The organism is Yonghaparkia sp. Soil809, from assembly GCF_001429705.1.
GTDB lineage: Bacteria > Actinomycetota > Actinomycetes > Actinomycetales > Microbacteriaceae > Microcella.
Window position 1 is genome coordinate 673,851 of record NZ_LMSV01000001.1, and the last position, 23,286, is coordinate 697,136.

Sequence of the window (23,286 nt, forward strand, 5' to 3'; positions counted from 1 at the left end):
AGAAACGGCCTCGTCCAGGGTACTCCCGCCGAGAGGCATCGGTGACACTCGTCAGCGAGCCCGACGCCCCCGCCGATCCCGCGGGCGGAGCTCGGCGAACGCCGCGTCGACGCTCGCGTGGGGCTCGAGCACGCGATCCAGGCTCGTGAGCTTGAGGACGAGGAGGACCTGCTCGGAGGCCGCGGCGATCCGCAGGTCGCCGCCCGCCTGACGCGCCGACTTCAGACCGGCCACGAGCGCCCCGAGGCCGGAGGAGTCGAGGAACGTGACGCCGCTCAGGTCGACGACGAGACGGGTGCGCCCGTCCCGGACGAGGCTCGAGACCATCTCACGCAGGTCCGGGGCTCCGACCATCGTCAGACGCCCCGACGGCGACACCACCGAGATGCCGTCATCCGTCATCCGCTCACTCAGCTCCATGGGCCTCTCCTCTCTCATCGCCGACGGGCGCGCGGAGATCGCGAGCGTCGGCGGCATCCTCCGGCGCCTCCGCACCGTCACCGTCGTAGCCGTCGTACCGCAGCGCGGGGATCAGCACGCTCAGGATCACCAGGTCGAACACGACCCAGGCGAGGTTCACGGCGGTCCCGATCCACTCCCCGACTCCGAGCGCCAGGCGCACGATCCCCACGACGGCCGCGACGATGAGGACCACGGCGACCACGAGCTGCCAGCGCACGAGCCGCCATCCTCCGGAGGTGGACTGGCGGCTCTTCGCCGTGACCACGAAGTCGAGCGGGCGGCCCGCGAGGACGTTGCCCGCGGCGCTCACGACGGCGCGGATCCACACGGGGAAGAGCGCGAGGCTGTACTGCTGCCCGCGCCAGGTCGAGACCCCGCGGCTGGCCACCAGGAACATCAGCTGGTTGAGCACCATGAAGGGCAGGAAGCGGAGGAAGAACTCCGCGGCCGTCGTGTCCACGGGGAGGATCCCGAAGAGGAGGAAGACGACCGGCGCCGTGAAGTAGACCACGGCCGCGAACCCGCTGAGGTAGCTCCACATCGTCGAGAAGTACATGAGGCGCTGCGCGAGGCTCAGGCCCCGCTTGACCAGAGGATTGTCGCGGAGCATGACCTGGACCGTCCCCTGCGCCCAGCGAAGGCGCTGCTTGAGCATCGTGCCCAGATCGTCCGGCGCGAGACCGTCGGCGAGCGTCTCGTGGTGGTACGCGCTCGACCAGCCCAGAGCGTGCAGGCGCATCGACGTCGCCATGTCCTCCGTCACCGAGATCGTGGCGAGCGGCATGAGGGGCTGCGCCTCGTCGTGACGATCGACGTCGATCGAGCGGATGAGCCGCTGCACGGATTCGATCGCGCCGAGGGGGCTGAGCTGCTGAGCCGTCAGGCGGTCGATCGTCAGGTCGATGTCGGAGACCGTGTCGACGGTCTCGTCCGACTCCATCGGGAGCTCGCGCAGGGCATCCAGATCGGAGCGGATCAGTCGGAGGTCGGACTCGACGAGGCGGCTCGAGATCTCGCCGACACGGCTCTGGAGGTCGTAGGTGACGCGCCCGAAGGCCTGACCCGCGGCGAGCGCCTGCCGAGCGTCACGCAGGGCGGCCTGGACCTCGTCGAGCGCCTCCGAGACCCCGGGGTGCGCCGCCGCCGGATGACGGCGCGCGCGACGGATGACGCTGCGCGCCCCGCGGAGCGCCCGGACGAGCGCCTGCTCGAGCTCGACGACGTAGCGCGTGACGCCGAGCTGCATGAGCGCGTCGCGCCGCAGGACGGCGTTGGAGCCGCAGAAGAATGCGGCGTTCCAGCCGTCCTTGCCCTGCTGGATCGGACCGTAGAAGAGCGGAGCCTGACTGCCCAGAGGGTCGCCCGACGCGACGTTCGAGAAGCGCTGCGGGGTCTGGACCAGCGCGACCCGCGGATCGTCGAAGTAGCCGAGCGTCCGGTCGAGGATCTCGGGACGGGGGATCTGGTCCGCGTCGAGGATCAGGAGGAACTCGCCGTCCGTCTGCATGAGGGCGTTGTTGACGTTGCCCGCCTTCGCGTGAAGCGGCTTGTTCTTCCAGTCGGGCGTGCGCGTGATGTATCCGACTCCGAGCGCCTCGGCGGCCTTCGCCATCTCGGGCCGGGCGCCGTCGTCGAGGATCCAGGTGCGATGCGGGAAGCTGATCCGCCGCGCCGCGGCGGCGGTGGCGGAGACGAGCTCGACGTCCTCGTTGTAGGTCGTGATGAAGACGTCGACCGTCGCGCCATCGGGGGCGGCGGGCGGCGCCGGCCGCCGCCTGGCCCTCCACATGGTCATGCCGAAGAGAGCCACGTCGATGATGCTGTAGGTCTCCGCGACGACGAGAGGGATCGCGATCCACCACGCGTCGAAGTTCAGCGAGGCCGTCCATCGCCACGAGATGTAGACGAGCCCGGAGGTGAGCGTCAGCAGGACGAGGATCCGCAGGAGCAGATGGCGACGCGCGGAGGTCTCCGGAGTCAGGTCGTTCTCCGGGCTCACACGTCTCTCCGGACGACGAGGACGGTCACGTCGTCGGGGGCCACGCCTCGCGCACGCGCGCGCATCGCATCGACGATCTCCGCGGCGCTGTCGGCGAGCAGGGTGAGCGTCGTGACGCTCTCGAGCGCCTCGGGGACGCCGTCGTAGAGATCGAGCACGCCGTCGCTCACGCTGATGAGCGCGTCGCCGGGCTCGATCGTCACCGTCTGCGGGATCCACTCGGTCTCGATGTCGATCCCGAGGGGCGGCGATGTCGACTTCAATCGCTCGACCGTGCCGTCGGCCCGCGCGATGAAGGTCAGACCGTGGCCCGCATCGACGAAGGTCAGCTCGCCCGAGTCCATGTCCAGACGCCCGTGGAAGAGCGTGACGAACAGGCCCGTCGAGTCGAGGTCTCCGGTGAGGGATGCCGCGGCCGCATCGACCGCGCCGGCGACGTCGCCGAATCGCGCCGCCGATCGCAGCACGGCTCGCACGGTGGCGGCGATGATCGCGGCCCCGATGCCCTTGCCCATCGTGTCGGCGAGCGTGAAGGCCGCGCCCTCCCCGACCGGGTACCAGTCGAAGAAGTCGCCGCCGACCGCGCGCGCGGGCAGGCACATGCCGGCGATGTCCCACCCCGGCATGCTCAGCAGCTGCTGCGGCAGGAGGCCCTGCTGCACCTCGGCGGCGCGGCTCAGCTCCTGGCTGACCGACAGCTCCTGCTGCACCCACGCGGCGAGGTCGCGCAGCATTGCAGCCTCCTTCTCGCTGAAGTGCCGGGGCTTCGCGTCGTAGACGCAGAACGATCCGATGCGCTCGCCGCCCGGAGCGTAGAGCGGGTGACCGGCGTAGAACTCGAACTCGCCGGGGATGGCGATGAGCTCGAAGCCGGGTGCGGCCGTGAGGTCGGCGACGACGAGCGTGTCGTCCGACTCGATCGTCACGGCGCACGCCGAGTTCTCGCGCGGCACCTCGGTGCCGAACGGCCCGACCATCGACTTCGACCACTGCCGGTCGCGGTCGATGAGGTTGATCGCAGAGCCCGTCACGCCGAACAGCTGCTGCGCGAGGCGGGTGACGCGGTCGAAGCGCTCCTCCGGGGCGGTGTCGAGTATCGCGAGCTCCTCGAGGGCCCGCTGCCTGGCCATCTCGTCGATGACGCCACTGATCGAGACCGAGGGCAGACCGCGCGCCGGGGTGAGGACGTCGCGCGAGGCCTCGCGCGCGCGCACGAGCGTCCAGTGGTTGAAGCCCTCCACCCGCCGGTGCTCGACCGAGTCGACGAGCGCCTGGATCATCGGGATGCCGCGGCCGTGCTCGGCCATCGGCTCGGGCATCCCGCGGTCGTGGAGGCCGACGTCATCGACCTCTCCCCCATCGCTCAGCGTCGCCTCGATCCGATCGTCGTAGACGACGATCGTGAGCGCGAACGAGACGGAGTTGCCGCGATTGGCGTACTGGATGACGTTCGCGGTGAGCTCGATGACGGCGGTCTCCACGGACATCCGATCGGTGGGGTGCACGTCGGGCACCACCGCCCAGACGGACTCGAGGGCGGAGTGGACGGTGTCGACGGTGTCGGGCGGGGAGGTGATGCGCAGAGTGCGCGCCACCATGTCAGCCATGCGGGTAGGCCTCGGCGACGCTCGTGAACGAGCGCAGGGTCGCGTTCATGTTGGTCAGGTCCAGGACGAGCACGACCTGCTCGGTGGGGTTGACGAGCACGAGGTCGCCCCCGGCCTCGCGCGCCGCCTTGAGCCCCCAGACCAGCGCGCCGAGACCGGAGGAGTCGAGGAACGACGTCCTCGACAGGTCGACCGCGATCGAGGCGCTGTTCGCCACGATCGCCTCGTGGATGGCCTCGCGCACGCGCGCCGCCGTGACCATGTTCAGGCGGCCGTCGAGGGTGAGCTCGGTGATTCCGCCGGGGTGCTGGATGGACACGAGATCCATGGTCGTCTCCTTCATCGGATGATCGTCGTCACCCATTCTGGTGCGTGCGGGTCGGCGTCGCTCGCACGCCGCACGGGCCAGGACGTTCACACGGGCGTCTCGGGACTTACAGCTTCTCTATGGGCGCGATCTTGACGAGGAGCCTCTTCCGCCCCGCCGACTCGAACTGCACCTCGGCGATGCTCTTGGGCCCGATGCCCGTCACGGCCGTCACGCGCCCCTCGCCGAAGTCGACGTGACGGATGCGGTCGCCGGCGGCGAGGGTGAGGTCGCCGTTGTCGCGCACGGTCGCCGTCACCCGGTTCGCCCACTCGGTCTTCGGCTTGCCGGGCGGGAGCGAGGTGCCGTAGCTGAACTGCTCGCGCCCGCTGCGGGTCGTGCCCAGCGCGCGCTGGCTCGAACCCGATCGATTGCCCATGCCGGGGGCATCGCGCCAGTCGATGAGCTCGGCGGGGATCTCCTGGAGGTACCGGCTGGGCGCGGCGACCTGGGTGTCGCCGAAGGTCGAGCGCGTCATGGCGAGAGAGAGGTGCAGCCTCTTGCGGGCGCGCGTGATGCCGACGTAGAACAGGCGCCTCTCCTCCGCCGGGCCGCCGGGCTCGCTCGCGCTCATCTGGTGGGGCAGGAGGTTCTCCTCCACGCCCGTGATGAAGACGGCGTCGTACTCGAGGCCCTTCGCGGTGTGAAGCGTCATGAGCGACACCGTGCCGCTCGAGTCGTCGAGGTCGTCGGCGGCCGCGACGAGCGCGACCTCGGTGAGGAAGTCGATGAGGCGACCCTCGGGGTTGTTGCGCTGGAACTCGCGGGTCACCGCCACGAGCTCCTCCACGTTCTCGGCGCGCGCCTCGTCCTGCGGGTCGCGGCTCGCGCGCAGCAGCTCGACGTACTTCGTGCGCTCGAGGATCGCAGTCAGGATGTCCGGGACGAGCGCGGTCTCGATCGTCGCGGTGGCGTCGTCCAGAACACCGGCGAGGTCGAGCATGGCCGCGGTGACCTTCGGTCCGAGACCGAGAGCCGCGGCATCCCCCAGCGCATCGCGCATGGTGCCCCCCAGCTGGTCGGCGTGGAGGGCGAGGGCCGTCTCCGTCGCCGGCCCGATGCCGCGCCTGGGGGTGTTGAGGATGCGCCGCAGCGCGAGCGCGTCGGCGGGGTTCGCGACCGCGATCAGGTACGCCATGACGTCCTTGATCTCGGCGCGCTCGTAGAACTTCGTGCCGCCGAGCACCCGGTACGGCAGCGCCGAGCGGATGAAGATCTCCTCCAGCGCGCGGGTCTGCGCATTGGTGCGGTAGAACACGGCGATCTGGTTGTACGGCACACCCTGCTCGTGCAGCTTCTGGATCTCGTCCGCGACGAACTGCGCCTCGTCGTGCTGGCTGTAGCCGGTGAAGCCCGTGATCTTGTCGCCCGCGCCGACCTCGGTGAAGAGGTTCTTGGCGATGCGGTCGAAGTTGTTGCCGATCACGGCGTTCGCGGCGTCGAGGATCGTCTGGGTCGATCGGTAGTTCTGCTCGAGCAGGATCACCTCGGCGCCCGGGAAGTCGCGCTCGAACTCGACGATGTTGCGGATGTCGGCGCCGCGGAACGCGTAGATCGACTGGTCGGAGTCGCCGACGACCGTGAGGGCCGCAGCGGGGATGCCCCCGGTCGCGTCGGTCTCGATGCGGGTGTCGGCGGGCACGTGCTGCGGCTCGACCGCCCGCGTCAGCTCGCGGATGAGCGCGTACTGGGCATGGTTCGTGTCCTGGTACTCATCGACCAGGATGTGCCGGAAGCGGCGCTGGTAGAGCGCCGCGACCTGCGGGAAGGCGCGGAACAGGTAGACCGTCTGCGCGATGAGGTCGTCGAAGTCGAAGGCGTTCGCCCGGGCGAGCTCGGCCGAGTAGCGGCGGAACACCTCGAGGAACATCACCTCGGTCGGATCGTTCGGGTTGAGCTGGCGGCTGTAGCCCTCCGCGTCGATGAGCTCGTTCTTGAGGCGCGAGATCTTGCCGGACGCAGCGCTGACCGTGAGGCCGAGGGTGTCGGCCTGCAGGTCCTTGACGATGCGCTTGATGAGGGCGCGCGAGTCGGCGGAGTCGTAGATCGTGAAGGCCTGCGTGAAGCCGAACTGCTGGGCCTCGCGGCGCAGGATGCGCACGCACGCGGAGTGGAAGGTGGAGATCCACATGCCGTTCGCGGCCTCGTGGCCGATGAGCTGGCCGACCCGCTCGCGCATCTCGCCCGCGGCCTTGTTCGTGAACGTGATGGCGAGGATCTGGCTCGGCCACAGCTCGCGATCGCGCAGCAGGCGCGCGATGCGCCGGGTCAGCACGCTCGTCTTGCCCGAGCCCGCGCCCGCGACGATGAGCAGCGCCTCGGCGCGCGACAGCACGGCCGCGCGCTGCTGCGGGTTGAGGCCCGCGAGCAGGGGGTCGTCGATCGCGGCGGCGGGGGCGGTTTGTGCGGCGGCGGTGGGCTGCGCACGCGGCGGCGGCGTGAGACCGGGGATGTCGAGGGACTCGTCGGGCAGGAAGGACATGACCGCCCAAGTCTAGGTCGCACGCCCGACGCCGCCCGCCGAGCGGGAGCAGAGCATCCGCGCCGCCCGCCGTCGCCCTCACCCCCCACCCCTCGCCCCCGGGATCGACCAAATGAAGGGAGTGCGGGCGCGCCCGGCAGGGCTGGTACGTGCTGCCCGGCACCGCCGCTCCCGCGCTCCAGGCTGTGCGCGTCGGAGGCGTGCTCACCTGCTCACGGGCGCTCGAGGCTCACGACCTATGGAGCGTGCAGCGGAGCGGCGTGCACGTTCGCGTGCACCACACCTCGTGCCGGCTGCGCACGACTCGGGACTCGCGCGAGCGCCTCTCCGAGCATCCCGACGATCGCGCAGTCGTGCACTGGTCACCGAGCTCGACCGACTCCTCGCGCCTCCTCGCCGGCCCGCTCGACGCACTCGACGACTACTTCTCGTGCATCGAGCGCGACATCGCGCTCGCGGCGCTCGATTCGCTGATCCGGCGGGTGCCGGAGCAGGCTTCCGAGCTCCGTCGGCGCTTCGGGGTCGACGAGTGGGAAGGCGTGGATGGACGCTGCGACTCCGGCACCGAGACGGTCTTCTCCGTGCGGATGCTCCGCCTCGGTATCGCACCGCTCCGGCAGGTCCCGCTGCCGGGAGTGGGACGCGTCGACTTCCTCATCGGGCGCAGGCTCGTCATCGAGGTCGATGGACGCGGCTATCACGATCTCGCGGACCAGTTCGAGCGGGATCGCGCACGCGACGCGGCGATCAGCAGCGGCGGCCGCCGGGGTCTGCGGTTCAGCCACGACCAGGTGCTCCACCGCTGGGCCGAGGTCGAGCACGCCGTACTCGCCGCGATCGAACGCGGCGATCACCACTGACGCGGTGATCAGCAACCGCGCTCACGCCCCGGCCGTCGACCAAATGAAGGGAGCAGGACGCCGCTCCGCGGCGTGTCGAGCTCGACACGCCGCGTTCGCGCGCGTCGCTCCCTTCATTTGGTCGAGCACTGCCGCGCGGGGAGGGCGGGGCGGGCCGGGAGGATCGACCGCGCGGGCAGGCCGCGGGCGGGCGCGCAGCCGGTCAGCCCGCGGCGAGCGCCGCGCGCGCCTCGAGCGCCAGGTCGGGATGGTCGGCGAAGACGCCGTCGAGGCCCGCCCGCATGAGGGTGGTGAACCAGGTCATCCAGTCGCCGTGCGCCGCGGCGCTCGAGCCGATCCGCAGCGAGCCGGGCAGGAAGCGGTTCTCGGGGCGCAGGGTCCACGCGAACACGGAGAGCCCGGCGGCGTGGGCGCGGTCGACGAGGTCGCTCACGACGACCGGTCCGCCCCGCGTGGCCGGTCGCGCGACGAGCGCGGTGTCGACGCTGATCCCGTCGACCTCGCGCGCGAGCCGCGCGAGTCCCTCATCCGTCAGGTGGCCCGCGTACGAGAGCGACGCGGCGCCGTACCGGGCGACGAGGTCGGCAGGCGACCCGCTCTTCTCGAGCAGGAACACGTACCGCGCCGGCAGCCCGCGCGCGCTGAGCTGCCGCAGCACCGACTGCTCGAACGACTCCACGACGAGGGGGGCCGCCGGGCTCCAGCCGGCGACCTCGGCGGCGAACAGCTCGTCGAGCGGAAGGCCCAGCGCCGCGAAGTGCGTCGCGTGCTTGATCTCGGCGACCATGCCGACGGGCCGGGGCGCCGCATCCAGGATCGCCATCAGGTCGCGCAGGCGCAGGATCGGGTACCGCCCGTCGAAGCGCGTCGACGCCTGCCGCGTGCCCGGCAGCCGCTCGCGCGCGCGCAGGGTCGACAGCTCGCCCCACGTGAAGTCCTCGGTGAACCAGCCGGTGAGGCGCTCGCCGTCGATGACGCGCGTCGTGCGCCGGTGGGCGAACTCGGGGCGGTCGGCGACGTCGGTCGTGCCGCTGATCTCGTTCTCGTGCCGCAGCACGAGCACCCCGTCGCGCGTGGCGACGATGTCGGGCTCGATCGCGTCGGCGCCGAGGGCGATCGCGAGCTCGTACGCGGCCCGCGTGTGCTCGGGCCGATGCCCGCTCGCTCCGCGGTGGGCGACGATGAGCGGCAGCGCGCGCGTGGGCTCGATCACGGCGACCACCCTACGGGGTAGCCTGCCGAGCATGATCGACGGGATGCCCGGCCCGAGCCCCGCCGCGACCGACGTCGCCCCGCCCGCGCCGCCCGCTCGCGCCGCCCGCCTCAACCCGCTCGCCGTGCTCGCCCTGATCCTCGGAGTCCTCCTCAGCCCGCTCGCCGCCCTCTTCGGCCACCTCGCCGCCGGTCAGGTCGCCCGCTCGTTCGGCGCCGAGCGCGGGGCCGGAATCGCCTGGGTCGCCGTGGGCCTGGGCTGGCTGTGGTTCCTGCTGCTGGTCATCGCCGTGGGCGCCGTCTGGGTGGCCCTGAGCTCGTGAGCGAGAACGCGCCCCGTCGCGAGCCCGACGCGCCCCCGGCCTCCCTCGTTCCGACCCCATGGGTCGAGCCCGCCGCGCGCCTCCCCCTGCGCTGGGGCCGCTACCGCGACCGCTGGGTGCTGGGCCTGCTCCTCATCGCCGGCGGCCTGCTGCACCTGCAGTCCTCCGACACCGGCAACCTCATCCCGCTCATCACGGGCTCAGCCGCGCACGTCCTCGGCTGGCTCATCATGCCCGCCGCCGGGTGGCGACGCATCGTCCCGCTCGGACCGTCGACGCTCGTCGTCTGGCTCCTCCTCACCGGCCCGTCGTCCATGTGGACGCTGACCGTCCCCTTCCTCTTCTGGCTCCTCGTGCGGCACCGTCCGTGGCGCAGCGCGCTCGCCGTCGGCCCCGTCCTCCTCAACGGCGTCGTCTGCGCGACCCTCTTCACCGAATATCGCTGGATGCCCGTGGCCGTCGCCCTCTCGGCCGCCGTCCTCGTCGCGTCGGCCTGGGGCGCTCGGGCTCTCGCCCGGCCCGTGGCGAGCATCCGCCGCCCCGCCCGGGGCCCGGAGGCCGCGACCGCGCCCGATACGCCCACAGCGAGCGCATAGGGTTCCGCGTTCCTTCGCCGAGCATCCCTCTCTACACTGGGGGCAGTGCCGACCGGGGAGCCTCCCCGCGGCCGACACGTCGAAGAGGAACTCATGGCAACGTCCAATCCCGCTTTCTCGAACTCCCCCGCCTTCACGCAGAGCGCATCGAAGGCCGTCCAGTTCTCGCAGACGCCGAGCGCCGAGCAGCTCGACGAGCTCTACGGCCGGCCCGCCGCCACGGCGGAGCAGACCGACCGCATGACGTACGAGAACACGATCCAGAAGATCGTCGGCTCGTTCGCCGTCCTCCTGGCGGGTGCCGCGGTCGGCTGGTTCGTGCCGCTGCTCGCGATCCCGGCCGCGATCGCCGCGTTCGTCATCTCGCTCATCCTGATCTTCAAGAAGAAGCCCAGCGCGCCTCTCACCCTCGCCTACGCCGCCCTCGAGGGAATCTTCGTCGGCGGCATCTCGGCGATCTTCGAGTCGCAGCTCGACGGCATCGTCGGTCAGGCCGTGATCGGCACCATGGTCGTTGTGGGAGTCGTGCTCGTCCTCTTCCGGAGCGGCAAGATCCGCGCGTCGAAGAGGGCGACGAAGGTCTTCCTGGTCGCGATGATCGGCTACGGGGTCTTCTCCCTCATCAACCTCGGCCTCATGGTCTTCGGCGGGACGGACGGCGACTTCGGTCTCCGCAGCGCGCCGAGCCCGCTCTTCGGAATCCCGTGGGGCGTGCTGATCGGCATCTTCGTCATACTGCTCGCGTCGTACTCGCTCGTGCTCGACTTCGACTCGATCCAGCAGGGCGTCCGCCGCGGCGCCCCCGCCGCCTTCGGCTGGACCGCCGCGTTCGGCATCATGGTCACGGTCGTCTGGCTCTACGTCGAGATCCTGCGCCTCCTCGCGATCCTGCGCGGCGGCGAGTAGCCGCACCTCTTGCACGAACGGGCCGCCCCTCGGGGCGGCCCGTTCTGCGTTCCGGGTGGGTGGAGGCGGGTGCTCAGCGCCCGCGGATCGTGGCGACCTCCCGCACCGCAGCAGCGTAGGCGGCGTTGCCGGCGGCGTTCGGGTGGAGACTCTCGACGGGCGGGCCGAAGGCGATCCACGGGTCCGACGAGCCGATGCCGTGGGCGGCGAACCGCGCGGTGACGTCGACGAGCGAGACGCGCGACTGGCCGCTCGCGACCACGGCGCCCGCGATCACTTGGTTGAGGGCGTCGGTCGCGCCGTTCACCGTGGCCGCCGTCACCGGGTCGGGGAACCCCGGGTCGAACAGTCGCGGATACGTCAGCACGTGGATGCGCGCGCGGGGGAACGCGGCCGCGACGGCGGCGTACGTTCCGGCCAGCCTCGTGCCGACGTCCGGCAGGTTCTCCAGCGCGGTGCCGAACGCGGCCTGGCACGCGAGCGACTGGGCGTCCTGCCCGCACGCCGCGACGATCGCCGCGACGCCCGCGTCGATGCCGCCCACCGTGATCGTGACGAGCGAGGCCTGGGCCGCGACCCTCGGGTCGACCGACGCGATCTGACCGGGGATGCTTCCCGTGCTGGCCGCCGAGCATGCGGCATTGATCGTCCTGTCCCGATAGCTGCTCGTGCTCGCGAGGATCGCCGGGTAGCTCTCGGTCGCGCTCCGGAGGCACGGATCATCGAGCGAGGGCGAGGCGCCCTGCCCGGCGGTGAACGAGTCGCCGAGCGCGACGTACGAGCCTCCGACCGAGTTGCCGACGGAGGCGCCGGGCGCCGCGGAGGTGGGGGCGATCCCTGCGGCGACCACGAGGCCGAGCGTGAGGATCGAGACGGCGCTGAGCCGTGACAGGAAGCGCATTCGGGGGTGCGGGGTTCGTGTCATGGTGGGACGGTACGCCTGCCCCGAGCGCGCGCACAGTAGACCGGGCGGTTCGTGCACGTGCTCGCGTTATCCGCGGGTGCGACCTCGCCCTGCCGCTCCACCCACTGCGTTCATGCCGCGCTCACGCAAGGCTCTGCCGGCGGGGGCGCTGGCAGGAGCAGTTGCACTGGAAGGCCTGCCGGCCTTCCAGAACGTGCAACTACTCCCATTCGATCGTGCCCGGGGGCTTCGAGGTGACGTCGAGCACGACGCGGTTGACGTCGGGCACCTCGTTGGTGATGCGGTTCGAGATGCGCGCCAGCACGTCGTAGGGCAGGCGCGTCCAGTCGGCCGTCATGGCGTCTTCCGACGACACGGGGCGCAGCACGATCGGATGCCCGTACGTGCGTCCGTCGCCCTGCACGCCGACCGAGCGCACGTCGGCGAGCAGCACGACCGGGCACTGCCAGATCTCGCCGTCGAGGCCGGCCGCCGTGAGCTCCTCGCGCGCGATCGCGTCGGCCTGGCGGAGGATCTCCAGGCGCTCCTCGGTGACCGCGCCGATGATGCGGATCCCGAGGCCCGGGCCGGGGAACGGCTGACGGGACACGATCGCCTCGGGCAGCCCGAGCTCGCGGCCGATCGCGCGCACCTCGTCCTTGAAGAGGGTGCGTAGCGGCTCGACGAGCTCGAACTCCAGATCCTCCGGGAGACCGCCGACGTTGTGGTGGCTCTTGATGTTCGCCGTGCCCGTGCCGCCGCCCGACTCGACGACGTCGGGGTAGAGGGTGCCCTGCACGAGGAACCTCACGGCCTCGCCCTCGCCCTGCGCCTCGAGCACGAGCGCCTCGGCCGCGCTCTCGAAGGTGCGGATGAACTCGCGCCCGATGATCTTGCGCTTCGTCTCCGGGTCGGTGACGCCCGCGAGGGCGTCCATGAACTGCTGCCGCGCATCCACCGTCACCAGGCGGATGCCCGTCGCCGCGACGTAGTCCTCCTCGACCTGGCGGCGCTCGTCGGCGCGCAGCAGGCCATGGTCGACGAACACGCACACGAGCTGGTCGCCGACCGCCTCGTGCACGATGGCCGCGGCGACCGCGCTGTCGACGCCGCCCGACAGTCCGCAGATGACCCGGGCATCCCCCACCTGCTCGCGGATGCGCTCGACCTGCTCGGCGATGACGCTGCCGCTGTTCCAGTCGGGGGCGATGCCGGCGGCGCGGTGCAGGAAGTTCTCGAGCACGCGCTGGCCGAACTCCGAGTGCTTGACCTCGGGGTGCCACTGCACGCCGTACATCTTCTTCTCGTCGCTCGCGAAGGCGGCGACGGGGGTGTCGGGGGTCGAGGCGAGCACCTGGAAGCCCTCGGGGGCCTTCGCGACCGAGTCGCCGTGGCTCATCCAGGTCGTCTGGGTCTCGGGCTGCTCGGTGAGGAGCGCGCCGCCGTCGCCGAGGATGGTCGTCGTCGTCGCGCCGTACTCGCGGCGGCCGGTCCTCGCGACCTCGCCGCCGAGCTGCTGCGCCATCACCTGGAAGCCGTAGCAGATGCCCATCACCGGCACGCCGAGCTGCAGGATTCCCGGGTCGAGGGTCGGCGAGCCGGGCTCGTAGACGCTCGACGGGCCGCCGCTCAGGACGATGCCGACGGGGNCGCGCACGCGGCGCGCGATCAGCTGCGCGTACTGAGCGCCGAAGTCGACGACGAGAACGGGGCGGTGGACGGTCTCGCTCACGCGGCGGCCTCCTGGGTCGTGGGGNGCAGGAACGCGTTCGAGCGCGCCCCCTGGTAGGCGACGCGCCACAGGACGAAGTCGCAGGCGAGGTACACGACGTAGAGCCAGCCGTGCACGGTGAGGAGCACGATCGAGAGGTTCACGCCCGTCAGCTGATCCTTCGGCGTGAGGGCGAGGAACCCGTCGGGGCCCATCAGCTCGATGTCGCGACCGAAGCCGTAGCGCGTGACCATCATCACGACCAGGCCGAGGAGGAAGACGCCCGTGACGATCGACGAGACCTTGAACACGGCGAGCGTGCGCCGGATGAGAGGGATGTCAGAGGGCTGAGGGCCGAGCGCCATGCCTCAAGTCTAGGCGGGCTCGCTGGAGGCTTCGGCCGCCGCCTCGACCTCGGCGAGCGCCGCCTGCTCCTTCTCGAACTCGTCCCTCACCAGGCGCCACCAGAGGTACACCGCGAAGCCGCCGAAGAGCGCCCACTCGATCGCGTAGAAGAGGTTCAGCAGGTTGAGCTCGACGTCGGCCTCGGGCGGCGGGGCGGCGATCTCGGCGAGCCCCGGCGGAGCATCCGCCACCGCGAGATAGCCCGAGTAGACGAGGTCGACGTCGCGCCACAGGTTGATGAGCTCGGCCACCGCGATCGCGCGCCGCTCGCCGGCCTCGAAGTCGGACTGCTGCGGCGACTCGCTCGGCACGTAGCGGCCGACGAGGCTCGCCTCGCCGAGAGGCAGGTCGGGGATGCCCGTTCCGGGAGCGACGTACCCCACGACGACCGCGAGGCTCGCCCCATCGCTCGTCTCGAGGTGGCGGACGACCCAGTCGCCGGGCTCTCCCCCGCTCTCGCGACCCGTCACGACGACCTCGTCGCCCTCGACCCAGGTGCCCTCGACCGTCACGGTGCGGCCGCTCGCGTCGGAGGTCATGACCTCCTGCGGCTCGGCGATGCTCGCCAGCGGCACCGGCGTCTCGGTGTCGCGCTCGACGACCGTCGCCGCGTCGATCGAGCGCTCGAGCTGCCACTGGCCGAGGGCCGCGAAGGCCGCGGCGACGCCGAGCGCGAGGAGGAGCGCCGCGATCCACCTGGGGCGGCGAGCGATGCGCCACACGGTCGGCTAGTGCCCCTGGTAGGGCGCGACGACGACGTCGACCCGCTGGAACTCCTTGAGGTCGGAGTAGCCGGTCGTCGCCATCGAGCGCCGGAGCGCACCCATGAGGTTGACCCGGCCGTCGGCGTGCGAGCTCGGCCCGAACAGCAGCTGCTCGAGCGGCGCGAGCTGGCCGACGTGCACGCGGTTGCCGCGCGGGAGCTCGGGGTGGTGCGCCTCGGCGCCCCAGTGCCAGCCGCCGCCGGGCGCCTCGGCGGCGCGCGCGAGGGTCGAGCCGAGCATGACCGCGTCGGCGCCCATCGCGACCGCCTTCACGATGTCGCCGCTCGTGCCGAGGCCACCGTCGGCGATGACGTGCACGTACCGCCCGCCCGACTCGTCGAGGTAGTCGCGTCGGGCGGCGGCGACGTCGCTCACCGCGGTCGCCATCGGGGCGTGGATGCCCAGGCTCAGGCGCGTCGTCGACGCGGCCCCGCCGCCGAAGCCGACGAGCACCCCGGCCGCACCCGTGCGCATGAGGTGCAGCGCGGCGGTGTAGGTGGCGGCGCCGCCCACGATGACGGGCACGTCGAGCTCGTAGATGAACTTCTTGAGGTTGAGGGGCTCGCTCGAGTTGGACACGTGCTCGGCGCTCACGGTCGTGCCGCGGATGACGAAGAGGTCGACGCCGGCGTCGACGACGGCCGCGTGATGCTCCTGCGTGCGCTGGGGGCTGAGCGCAGCGGCCACGGGCACCCCGGCCGCGCGGATCTCGGCGAGGCGCGCGCTGATGAGCTCGGGCTTGATCGGCTCGGCGTAGATGCGCTGCATCTCCGCGGTCGCCTCGTCGCCGTCGAGCTCGCGGATCCGGGCGAGCTGCGCCGGGGCATCCTCGTATCTGGTCCACAGCCCCTCGAGGTCGAGGACTCCGAGGCCGCCGAGCCGCCCGATCGCGATCGCCGTCTCCGGGCTCACGACCGAGTCCATCGGCGCCGCGATGACCGGGATGTCGAACTTGAGGGCGTCGATGCTCCACGCGAGCGACACGACCTCGGGGTCGCGCGTGCGCCGACTGGGCACCACCGCGATGTCGTCGAAGGAGTAGGCCCTCCGGGCGCGCTTGGCCCGCCCGATCTCGATGTCCGTCACGCTCCCAGCCTACCGGCGCGCCGCCGGGCGGCCGCCGAGCGGCTACCGGCGGTAGTTGGGCGCTTCGACGACCATCTGGATGTCGTGGGGGTGCGACTCCTTGAGGCCGGCGGCCGTGATGCGCACGAACTTGCCGCGCACCTTGAGGTCGTCGATCGTGCGCGCGCCGGTGTAGAACATCGACTGCCGCAGGCCGCCGAGCAGCTGGTACACGACCGAGCCGACGGGGCCCCGGTAGGGCACCTGACCCTCGATCCCCTCGGCGATGAGCTGCTCGTCGCTCGGCACGTCGGCCTGGAAGTACCGGTCGCGCGAGTACGACGTCTTCTTGCCGCGCGTCTGCAGTGCGCCGAGCGAGCCCATGCCGCGGTACGACTTGAACTGCTTGCCGTTCACGAAGATGAGGTCGCCCGGGCTCTCGTCGGTGCCCGCGAGCAGCGAGCCGAGCATGACGGTGTCGGCGCCGGCGACGAGCGCCTTCGCGATGTCGCCCGAGTACTGCAGGCCGCCGTCGGCGATGACCGGCACGCCCGCGGCGCGCGCGGCGAGCGACGCCTCGTACACCGCGGTGACCTGGGGCACGCCGACGCCCGCGACGACGCGCGTGGTGCAGATCGATCCGGGACCGACGCCCACCTTGACGGCGTCGGCACCGGCATCCACGAGGGCCTGGGCCCCCGATCGCGTCGCGACGTTGCCGCCGATGACGTCGATGTGGGCGAAGGCGGGGTCGGCCTTGAGGCGCGCGATGATCTCGAGCACGCCGCGGCTGTCGCCGTTCGCGGTGTCGACGACGATGACGTCGACACCGGCGTCGCGCAGGCTGCCCGCGCGGTCCCACGCGTCGCCGAAGAAGCCGATCGCCGCGCCCACGCGGAGGCGACCCTCCTCGTCCTTCGTGGCGTTCGGGTACTGCTCGCTCTTGTCGAAGTCCTTCACGGTGATGAGGCCGTGCAGACGGCCCTCGTCGTCGACGAGAGGGAGCTTCTCGATCTTGTGCTGGGCGAAGAGCGCGAGCACCTCGCCCTGCGAGATGCCGACGGGCCCGGTGATGAGCGGCGCCGGGGTCATGACGTCGCGGACGAGCGTCGTCGCAGCCTCGAACGGCGAGACGAAGCGCATGTCGCGGTTGGTGATGATGCCGACGAGGCGACCGTCGCCCTCGACCACGGGCAGACCCGACACGCGGAACTGGCCGCACAGGGCATCCACTTCGGCGACCGTCGCATCGGGCGTCGTCGTGACCGGATTCGAGATCATGCCCGACTCGGAGCGCTTGACCTTGTCGACCTGCTCGGCCTGCTCGTCGATCGAGAGATTGCGGTGCAGGATGCCCATCCCGCCCTGGCGCGCCATCGCGATCGCCATGCGGCCCTCGGTCACGGTGTCCATCGCGGCCGAGAGCAGCGGGGCGTGGACGCGGATGCGGCGCGAGAGCCGCGAGCTCGTGTCGGCCTCGGAGGGGATGACGTCGGTGTGCGCCGGGAGGAGCATCACGTCGTCGTAGGTGAGTCCGATGAAGCCGAACGGGTCGGGCTGGTCCATGAGTCCCCTTGGTCGAGAGAGAGGTCGAGAGCGCGGCCGTGAGCGAGTTCGCGAGCCGGAGGTCCCCGGATGCCGCATCGAATGCCGGTGCTTCATCTTAACGAGTTAGGCCCGTGAGTATTCCGCGGTCATAATGGGGGACGGTCGGGAGGCTGGGCGCGGAAACACGCGTGCAACATCCCGTCCGTATCGTCACCGTGGACGAACTCGGGCTACCCGCCCGCGGGGCAGAGCGCCTCACCCGAAACGACCTGGAGGTTTCGTGGCTCACGCTGCTAGCAGACCACGCGCGCGAAAGGCCCCGCGGTTCCTCGCCGGCCTCTTCGCCGCCGGATTGGCCGCACTCTCGCTCTCGATGGCGTCACCCGCCGTCGCCGACGAGGTCGGCCTCGACGACTACGACTTCCGCATCTTCGGCATCGTCGAGCTGGCCGACGAGCCGCTGGAGGATGTCCGGCTCGTCATCACCGGCAGCGGGTTCGAGGTGGAGGTCGAGACGGACGCGGAGGGCCGCTGGGCGGTCGGAGTCCCGGACAAGGCGGACTACAACGTCACCCTCGACGAGGAGAGCCTGCCCGAGGGCATCGCCGTCATCGATGAGGAGGACGAGACCCCGAACGTCCGCGAGGTGAACGTCGGTCAGAGCGGCAGCACCGTCGCCAACTTCTTCATCGGGCAGGGCGAGCGCAACACGACCAGCTACCTCGACCAGGTGGTCGACCGCATCTTCAACGGCCTGAACTTCGGCCTGCTCCTCGCGCTCGCGGCCATCGGGCTCTCGCTGATCTTCGGCACCACGGGGCTGAGCAACTTCGCCCACGCCGAGCTCATCACCTTCGGCGGCCTGATGACGCTGCTCTTCAGCGTCTTCCTCGACGTGCCGATCTGGCTCGCCATCCCGATCGCGGTCGTGCTGAGCGGCGCCTTCGGCTGGCTCAACGACGCCGCCCTCTGGAAGCCGCTGCGCAAGAGGGGCGTGGGCCTGATCCCGCTCATGATCGTGAGCATCGGCCTCTCGCTCGCCGTCCGCTACGTCTACCAGTACTTCATCGGCGGCGGCACCTCGCAGCTTCCCGGCGCGACCGACACCTCCGGGTCGATCGGCCTCTTCGGCCTCACCTGGGTCGACGTGGGCAGCATGGCGCTGTCGATCGTCGTCCTGCTCGGCGTCGCGTTCTTCCTCCTGCGGACGCGGATCGGCAAGGCCACCCGCGCGGTCTCCGACAATCCGGCCCTCGCGGCCGCGAGCGGCATCGACGTCGACCGAGTGATCCGCATCGTCTGGGTCATGTCGGGCGCTCTCGCCGGCCTCTCGGGCATCCTGTGGGCGTACTTCCGGCCGGGCGTGAGCTGGGACATGGGCTTCCAGATCCTGCTCCTGACCTTCGCCGCGGTCACGCTCGGCGGTCTCGGCACGGCGTTCGGCGCCCTCGTCGGCTCGCTCGTGGTCGGCATGTTCGTCGAGATCTCGACGCTGTGGATCCCGTCCGACATGAAGTACGTCGGCGCCCTCGTCATCCTCATCATCGTCCTGCTCATCCGGCCCCAGGGAATCCTCGGCCGCAAAGAGCGGATCGGCTAGGAGCGCATCATGATCGACTGGCTTCTCCTCTTCTCCAACGCCGCGCAGGAGATCATCTCTCCCACGACGGCCGCCTACGCGCTCGCGGCTCTCGGCCTCGCGATCCACTTCGGGTTCACGGGCCTGCTCAACTTCGGTCAGGCCGGCTTCATGGCCCTCGGCGCGTACGGGTATGCGATCGCGACCCTGACGTTCGGCTTGCCGGTGTGGGGCGCGGTCCTCTTCGGCATCGTCGCCTCGATCGTGTTCGCGCTGATACTCGGCGTGCCGACGCTGCGGCTGCGCGCCGACTATCTCGCGATCGTGACCATCGCGGCCGCCGAGATCCTCCGCCTGCTCTTCACGACCAACACGTTCGAGCCCGTCACGGGCTCGGCGAACGGCCTCCAGGGCTACAAGGGCGGCTTCGAGGATCTGAACCCCATCCCGGAGGGCACGTACGGCTTCGGCCCGTGGGTCTACAACGAGTACGACTGGTGGGTCCGCATCTTCGGCTGGGGTCTCGTCGTCATCGCCGCGCTCATCACGTGGCGCCTCATGAAGAGCCCCTGGGGCCGCGTGATCAAGGGCATCCGCGAAGACGAGGATGCCGTGCGCGCGCTCGGCAAGAACGTCTACTTCTATAAGATGCAGTCGCTCGTCATCGGCGGCGTGTTCGGCTCCCTGGCAGGCATGATCTTCATCCTTCCGCGCGCCGTGGTGCCCTCGAACTACCAGACGTCCTTGACGTTCTTCATCTACGCGATCCTGCTGCTCGGCGGGGCCGCGACGGTGCTCGGGCCCATCGTCGGATCCGTCATCTTCTGGGTGCTCCTGTCGTTCTTCTCGGGCTTCATCGCCCGCGCCGTCGAGGCGGGCTGGCTGCCGTTCATGTCGAGCGTCCAGGCAGGTCAGCTTCGATTCATCCTCGTAGGAATCGCGATCATGGTCATCGTCATCTATCGACCACAGGGCATCCTCGGCAACAAGAAGGAGCTGGCCTTTGTCAAGTAGCGCCGGCGCCAACGGCGCCCCCGTCAAGTCCACCGGCCTGCACGTCGGGGAGCCCGCTCCCGGCGTCAAGAAGGTCGACCCGATCATCGTCGCCGACGGCATCAAGCGTCAGTTCGGCGGTCTCACGGCGGTCGACGTCGACCACCTGGAGATCCCGCGCGGCGCCATCACGGCGCTCATCGGGCCCAACGGCGCCGGCAAGACCACGTTGTTCAACCTGCTCACCGGGTTCGACAAGCCGAACGAGGGCACCTGGACCTTCGACGGGCAGTCGATCTCGGGCGTGCCCGCCTTCCGGGTCGCCCGCAAGGGGCAGGTGCGCACCTTCCAGCTCACGAAGGCCCTCGGCCTCCTCACGGTGCTCGACAACATGAAGCTCGGGGCGAAGGGGCAGTCGGGCGAGAGCCTCGCCCGCGCGATCTTCCCGTGGTTCTGGCGCAAGGAGGAGGAGGCGATCGAGGCACGAGCCCTCGACCTGCTCGCCCGCTTCAAGCTCGACGCGAAGAAGGACGACTACGCCGCGAGCCTCTCCGGCGGCCAGCGCAAGCTGCTCGAGATGGCGCGCGCGCTGATGAGCGAGCCGACCCTCGTCATGCTCGACGAGCCGATGGCCGGTGTGAACCCCGCGCTCACGCAGTCGCTGCTCGACCACATCCTCAACCTCAAGAAGGAGGGCATGACCGTGCTCTTCGTCGAGCACGACATGCACATGGTGCGGCACATCGCCGACTGGGTCGTCGTGATGGCGGAGGGCCGCGTCGTCGCCGAGGGCGACCCTCACGAGGTCATGGCGAACCCCGCCGTGATCGACGCCTACCTGGGCTCGCACCACGACCAGGACCTCGGCGACCCCGACACCGGCGTGGTGACCGCAATCAAGGAGCTGGCAGATGACGATGCCGACGAGTCCAAGCACTGAGGCCGGCGCGTCCGGATCGCCCGCGGCGGAGACCCGCGACGTCGTCGTCCACGTCGACACCGTGACGGCGGGCTACCTGCCCGGCATCAACATCCTCAACGCGTGCTCGCTGACCGCGCGCGCGGGCGAGCTCATCGGCATCATCGGCCCCAACGGCGCCGGCAAGTCGACGCTGCTCAAGGCGATCTTCGGCCTCGTGAAGGTGCGCGAGGGGAAGATCACGCTCTACGGCGAGGACATCACGAACCTGAAGGCGAACAAGCTCGTCGCCAAGGGCGTGGGGTTCGTGCCGCAGACGAACAACGTCTTCCCGACGCTGACGATCCGCGAGAACCTCGAGATGGGGATGTTCCTGAAGCCCAAGGAGTTCGAGCACCGCCTCGACTTCGTCACGGGCATCTTCCCCGAGCTCGGCAAGCGCCTCCCGCAGCGCGCCGGCTCGCTCTCGGGCGGTGAGCGGCAGATGGTCGCGATGAGCCGCGCGCTCATGATGAGCCCCGAGGTCATCCTGCTCGACGAGCCGAGCGCGGGCCTCTCCCCCGTCCGCCAGGACGAGGCGTTCATCCGCGTCCGCGAGATCAACAAGGCGGGCGTGACGACGATCATGGTCGAGCAGAACGCGCGCCGATGCCTGCAGATCTGCGATCGCGGCTACGTGCTCGACCAGGGCACGGACGCCTACGAGGGCACGGGTCGCGACCTGCTCAACGACCCCAAGGTCATCGGGCTCTACCTCGGCACCCTCGGCCAGGAGTAGCCCCGCAGCACCGCTGATCGGCCCCGAGCGCACCGCGCTCGGGGCCGATCAGCGTCTCTCCGAGCCCTGTCACGACCAAATGGAGGGAGCCGCGGGTCTCCGCGCGGCGTGTCGTGCCGACACGCCGCTGCAGCGAACCGCGCTCCCTTCATTTGGGTCGACAGGTCGTGAGTGGCGTACGGGCCCCGCCCGGCGCGGCGGCGGTGGCTGCGCAACGGGCATCCGGACGCACGGGAAAGGGCCCCGGCGCGATGCCGGGGCCCTTTCTCTGCCGCTCTCGCGAGAGCTAGTTGATGCGGGTGTAGGTGTTGTCCGCGCCGTACTGGTAGACGCCGATGGTGGCCTCGGTCGGGTCGCCGTTCTCATCGAACGTGATCGGACCGGACGCGCCGTCGAAGTCGACCGTGCCGCCGTCGAGGATGATCTGCGCGGCCGACGCGAAGTCGGTCGCCTGCTCGCCATCGCCGGAGCCGCCCGAGACCTCCTGGAGGTACGACGCGATGTCGGCCCCCTCGGTCGAGTTCGCCGCGAGAGCGGCGAGCGCGATCAGTATGACGGCGTCGTACGACTCCGCCGCATAGGAGAAGTCGTCGAGATCGGGGTTGACCTCGAGCAGACGGTCGCGGAAGTCGTCCTCGATGGCCGGGCCGGGGAGGGTGCCCTTGGCGCCCTCGATGAGGCCCGCCTCGAAGTCGGCGCTGTAGTCGGCGAGGTTTCCGTCGACGAAGTACAGCGAGTCACCGGGGTAGCCGGTGCCGACGAGGGCGGGGACGACGACCTTGGCCTGGTCGAAGGTGATGACCGCGATCGCGTCGGGCGCGGCGGCCGTCAGCGAGGAGATCTGAGCGTCGAAGCTCGTGTCGCCCTCGTTGAACAGCTCCTCCGCGACGACCTCGCCGCCGGCGGCCTCGAACGACTCCTTGACCGCGGCCGCGAGGCCGGTGCCGTAGGCGTCGTTGAGGACGAGGAGGCCGAGGGTCGACTTGCCATCACCGGCGATGACGTTGCCGAGGACCTCGCCCTGCAGCAGGTCGGAGGGGGCGGTGCGCCAGTAGAGCCCGTCGTCCTCGTAGGTGGTGAAGTCGGGCGAGGTGTTCGCCGGCGAGAAGTGCACGACGCCGGCGCCCGTGATCTGGTCGATGACCGTGAACGAGACGCCCGACGAGGCGGCGCCGACGATCGCCGAGACGTCCTGCGAGAGGAGGTCGGTGACCGAGACGGTCGCGGTGTCGGTCGTGGTGTCGCCGGAGTCGCGGTGGACGACCTCGACCTGGATGCCGAGGTCGGCCTCGTTGATCTCCTGAGCGGCGAGGTCGACGCCCGCGATCTCGGGCGGGCCGAGGAAGGCGAGGGTGCCGGACTGGGGAAGGATCGTGCCGATCGTGAGAGTGAGGTCCTCGCGGGGGCCCTGCGACTCCTCGGGCTCCTCCGCGGCGGGCGCAGCGCAGCCGCTCAGGATGAGCGCGCTGGCGCCGAGCAGCGAGAGGCCGCCGAGCGTCGCCGAGAGGGACCGCGAGCGGCCGGCCGAGGCCGTGGTGAATACGCCCATGTTGCTCCTTGCGTAGTTCGAATGTGTTCAGGAAGACGACAGCGCGCATGCGCCATCGCCGTCCTGCCACGGTAGGTGACGGAGCGGGCGCGCACAATACATTGGGGTTACAGCCCTGTAACGCCCCGAAACGAATTCACGGCGGATGCTCGACGGCGGTTTTCGCAGTGGTCGCGCTTTCCGGCGACGGATTCCGCAGGTCCGACCCGCCGGGTCGTGCGGCGCACCGCCGTTGCTCGGGCGCAGCGGCGGGGGCC

Annotated in this window: 20 protein-coding genes and 2 pseudogenes; 8 read left to right on the plus strand and 14 right to left on the minus strand. The window is 70.6% G+C overall.

Going from position 1 to position 23,286, the window contains the following annotated elements:
• Nucleotides 1-51: 51 nt before the first annotated feature.
• The 5 genes from ASG83_RS03245 to ASG83_RS03265 all read right to left on the minus strand — a co-directional run bounded on the left by ASG83_RS03245 (nt 52) and on the right by ASG83_RS03265 (nt 6,917).
• Nucleotides 52-420, minus strand: coding sequence for an STAS domain-containing protein (locus ASG83_RS03245; protein ID WP_055857090.1), 369 nt, complete (start codon nt 418-420; stop codon nt 52-54).
• Nucleotides 407-2,461, minus strand: coding sequence for a glycosyltransferase family 2 protein (locus ASG83_RS03250; protein ID WP_235460007.1), 2,055 nt, complete (start codon nt 2,459-2,461; stop codon nt 407-409). Before ASG83_RS03250 ends, ASG83_RS03245 begins: the two co-directional genes overlap by 14 nt.
• Nucleotides 2,458-4,068: a SpoIIE family protein phosphatase gene (locus ASG83_RS03255; RefSeq protein WP_082599046.1), complete on the minus strand. Its 1,611-nt coding sequence runs from the start codon at nt 4,066-4,068 to the stop codon at nt 2,458-2,460. The genes ASG83_RS03250 and ASG83_RS03255 overlap by 4 nt, the downstream gene beginning before the upstream one ends.
• The gene (locus tag ASG83_RS03260) at nt 4,061-4,396 is read right to left on the minus strand and encodes an STAS domain-containing protein (protein ID WP_055859174.1); all 336 of its coding nucleotides are present in this window, start codon (nt 4,394-4,396) and stop codon (nt 4,061-4,063) included. The genes ASG83_RS03255 and ASG83_RS03260 overlap by 8 nt, the downstream gene beginning before the upstream one ends.
• A 106-nt stretch (nt 4,397-4,502) precedes the next feature.
• Nucleotides 4,503-6,917: an ATP-dependent helicase gene (locus tag ASG83_RS03265; protein ID WP_082599048.1), complete on the minus strand. Its 2,415-nt coding sequence runs from the start codon at nt 6,915-6,917 to the stop codon at nt 4,503-4,505.
• A 149-nt stretch (nt 6,918-7,066) separates the two neighbouring features.
• Here ASG83_RS03265 and ASG83_RS03270 point away from each other — a divergent pair, with 149 nt between their 5' ends.
• The gene (locus ASG83_RS03270) at nt 7,067-7,777 is read left to right on the plus strand and encodes an endonuclease domain-containing protein (RefSeq protein ID WP_055857095.1); all 711 of its coding nucleotides are present in this window, start codon (nt 7,067-7,069) and stop codon (nt 7,775-7,777) included.
• A 202-nt stretch (nt 7,778-7,979) separates the two neighbouring features.
• Here the strand turns inward: ASG83_RS03270 and ASG83_RS03275 are convergent, their stop codons facing one another.
• Entirely contained in the window at nt 7,980-9,023 is a 1,044-nt protein-coding gene (locus tag ASG83_RS03275; protein ID WP_055859180.1) for a glycerophosphodiester phosphodiesterase family protein, read from the minus strand.
• Between ASG83_RS03275 and ASG83_RS03280 the strand changes: the two genes are divergently transcribed.
• From ASG83_RS03280 to ASG83_RS03290, 3 genes are all read left to right on the plus strand, one after another.
• Nucleotides 9,022-9,312: a DUF4190 domain-containing protein gene (locus tag ASG83_RS03280; RefSeq protein WP_156710931.1), complete on the plus strand. Its 291-nt coding sequence runs from the start codon at nt 9,022-9,024 to the stop codon at nt 9,310-9,312. The two genes, ASG83_RS03275 and ASG83_RS03280, sit on opposite strands and share 2 nt — an antisense overlap.
• Nucleotides 9,309-9,908 carry a hypothetical protein gene (locus ASG83_RS03285; protein ID WP_200959257.1) on the plus strand — a complete coding sequence of 200 codons (600 nt, stop codon included), beginning with the start codon at nt 9,309-9,311 and terminating at the stop codon, nt 9,906-9,908. Before ASG83_RS03280 ends, ASG83_RS03285 begins: the two co-directional genes overlap by 4 nt.
• 93 nt (nt 9,909-10,001) lie before the next feature.
• The gene (locus ASG83_RS03290; RefSeq protein WP_055857101.1) at nt 10,002-10,814 is read left to right on the plus strand and encodes a Bax inhibitor-1/YccA family protein; all 813 of its coding nucleotides are present in this window, start codon (nt 10,002-10,004) and stop codon (nt 10,812-10,814) included.
• Nucleotides 10,815-10,887: 73 nt separating this feature from the next.
• Here ASG83_RS03290 and ASG83_RS03295 read toward each other — a convergent pair whose 3' ends face one another.
• From ASG83_RS03295 to guaB, 7 genes and pseudogenes are all read right to left on the minus strand, one after another.
• A complete protein-coding gene (locus ASG83_RS03295; RefSeq protein ID WP_082599050.1) occupies nt 10,888-11,739 on the minus strand; it encodes an SGNH/GDSL hydrolase family protein in 852 nt (283 codons plus the stop codon).
• A gap of 199 nt (nt 11,740-11,938) precedes the next feature.
• Nucleotides 11,939-13,367 (minus strand): glutamine-hydrolyzing GMP synthase (gene guaA, locus ASG83_RS03300; RefSeq protein WP_235460009.1); only part of this gene is annotated, 1,429 nt, incomplete at its 5' end.
• Nucleotide 13,368: 1 nt separating this feature from the next.
• Nucleotides 13,369-13,450, minus strand: a pseudogene (locus ASG83_RS13320) (hypothetical protein); the annotation flags it as partial.
• A gap of 25 nt (nt 13,451-13,475) precedes the next feature.
• Nucleotides 13,476-13,794: pseudogene (locus ASG83_RS13080) on the minus strand (DUF3817 domain-containing protein); the annotation flags it as partial.
• A gap of 9 nt (nt 13,795-13,803) precedes the next feature.
• Nucleotides 13,804-14,556, minus strand: a complete 753-nt coding sequence (locus tag ASG83_RS03310; RefSeq protein ID WP_055857111.1) for an SURF1 family protein — start codon at nt 14,554-14,556, stop codon at nt 13,804-13,806.
• A gap of 6 nt (nt 14,557-14,562) precedes the next feature.
• Nucleotides 14,563-15,684, minus strand: coding sequence for a GuaB3 family IMP dehydrogenase-related protein (locus ASG83_RS03315; protein WP_055857115.1), 1,122 nt, complete (start codon nt 15,682-15,684; stop codon nt 14,563-14,565).
• 42 nt (nt 15,685-15,726) lie between these two features.
• Complete coding sequence (gene guaB / locus ASG83_RS03320; protein ID WP_055857118.1) at nt 15,727-17,229, minus strand: IMP dehydrogenase; 1,503 nt, start codon at nt 17,227-17,229, stop codon at nt 15,727-15,729.
• A 355-nt stretch (nt 17,230-17,584) separates the two neighbouring features.
• Here guaB and ASG83_RS03325 point away from each other — a divergent pair, with 355 nt between their 5' ends.
• The 4 genes from ASG83_RS03325 to ASG83_RS03340 are packed head-to-tail and all read left to right on the plus strand — an operon-like array spanning nt 17,585 to nt 21,480.
• Nucleotides 17,585-18,811, plus strand: coding sequence for a branched-chain amino acid ABC transporter permease (locus ASG83_RS03325; RefSeq protein WP_055857121.1), 1,227 nt, complete (start codon nt 17,585-17,587; stop codon nt 18,809-18,811).
• Nucleotides 18,812-18,823: 12 nt separating this feature from the next.
• Nucleotides 18,824-19,804, plus strand: a complete 981-nt coding sequence (locus ASG83_RS03330) for a branched-chain amino acid ABC transporter permease (RefSeq protein WP_055859183.1) — start codon at nt 18,824-18,826, stop codon at nt 19,802-19,804.
• The gene (locus ASG83_RS03335; RefSeq protein WP_055857124.1) at nt 19,794-20,723 is read left to right on the plus strand and encodes an ABC transporter ATP-binding protein; all 930 of its coding nucleotides are present in this window, start codon (nt 19,794-19,796) and stop codon (nt 20,721-20,723) included. The genes ASG83_RS03330 and ASG83_RS03335 overlap by 11 nt, the downstream gene beginning before the upstream one ends.
• Nucleotides 20,701-21,480, plus strand: a complete 780-nt coding sequence (locus ASG83_RS03340; protein WP_055859186.1) for an ABC transporter ATP-binding protein — start codon at nt 20,701-20,703, stop codon at nt 21,478-21,480. The genes ASG83_RS03335 and ASG83_RS03340 overlap by 23 nt, the downstream gene beginning before the upstream one ends.
• Before the next feature lie 286 nt (nt 21,481-21,766).
• Here the strand turns inward: ASG83_RS03340 and ASG83_RS03345 are convergent, their stop codons facing one another.
• Nucleotides 21,767-23,029: an ABC transporter substrate-binding protein gene (locus ASG83_RS03345; RefSeq protein WP_055857127.1), complete on the minus strand. Its 1,263-nt coding sequence runs from the start codon at nt 23,027-23,029 to the stop codon at nt 21,767-21,769.
• Between the last annotated feature and the right edge of the window lie 257 nt (nt 23,030-23,286).

Bases quoted from the DNA above. Each gene is read 5' to 3' on its own strand.
- guaB (WP_055857118.1), bottom strand. From the start codon at position 17,229: ATGGACCAGCCCGACCCGTTCGGCTTCATCGGACTCACCTACGACGAC.
- ASG83_RS03280 (WP_156710931.1), top strand. From the start codon at position 9,022: ATGATCGACGGGATGCCCGGCCCGAGCCCCGCCGCGACCGACGTCGCC.
- ASG83_RS03265 (WP_082599048.1), bottom strand. From the start codon at position 6,917: ATGTCCTTCCTGCCCGACGAGTCCCTCGACATCCCCGGTCTCACGCCG.
- ASG83_RS03290 (WP_055857101.1), top strand. From the start codon at position 10,002: ATGGCAACGTCCAATCCCGCTTTCTCGAACTCCCCCGCCTTCACGCAG.
- ASG83_RS03325 (WP_055857121.1), top strand. From the start codon at position 17,585: ATGGCGTCACCCGCCGTCGCCGACGAGGTCGGCCTCGACGACTACGAC.
- ASG83_RS03245 (WP_055857090.1), bottom strand. From the start codon at position 420: ATGGAGCTGAGTGAGCGGATGACGGATGACGGCATCTCGGTGGTGTCG.
- ASG83_RS03345 (WP_055857127.1), bottom strand. From the start codon at position 23,029: ATGGGCGTATTCACCACGGCCTCGGCCGGCCGCTCGCGGTCCCTCTCG.
- ASG83_RS03275 (WP_055859180.1), bottom strand. From the start codon at position 9,023: ATGCTCGGCAGGCTACCCCGTAGGGTGGTCGCCGTGATCGAGCCCACG.
- ASG83_RS03260 (WP_055859174.1), bottom strand. From the start codon at position 4,396: ATGGATCTCGTGTCCATCCAGCACCCCGGCGGAATCACCGAGCTCACC.
- ASG83_RS03295 (WP_082599050.1), bottom strand. From the start codon at position 11,739: ATGACACGAACCCCGCACCCCCGAATGCGCTTCCTGTCACGGCTCAGC.
- ASG83_RS03255 (WP_082599046.1), bottom strand. From the start codon at position 4,068: ATGGCTGACATGGTGGCGCGCACTCTGCGCATCACCTCCCCGCCCGAC.
- ASG83_RS03340 (WP_055859186.1), top strand. From the start codon at position 20,701: ATGCCGACGAGTCCAAGCACTGAGGCCGGCGCGTCCGGATCGCCCGCG.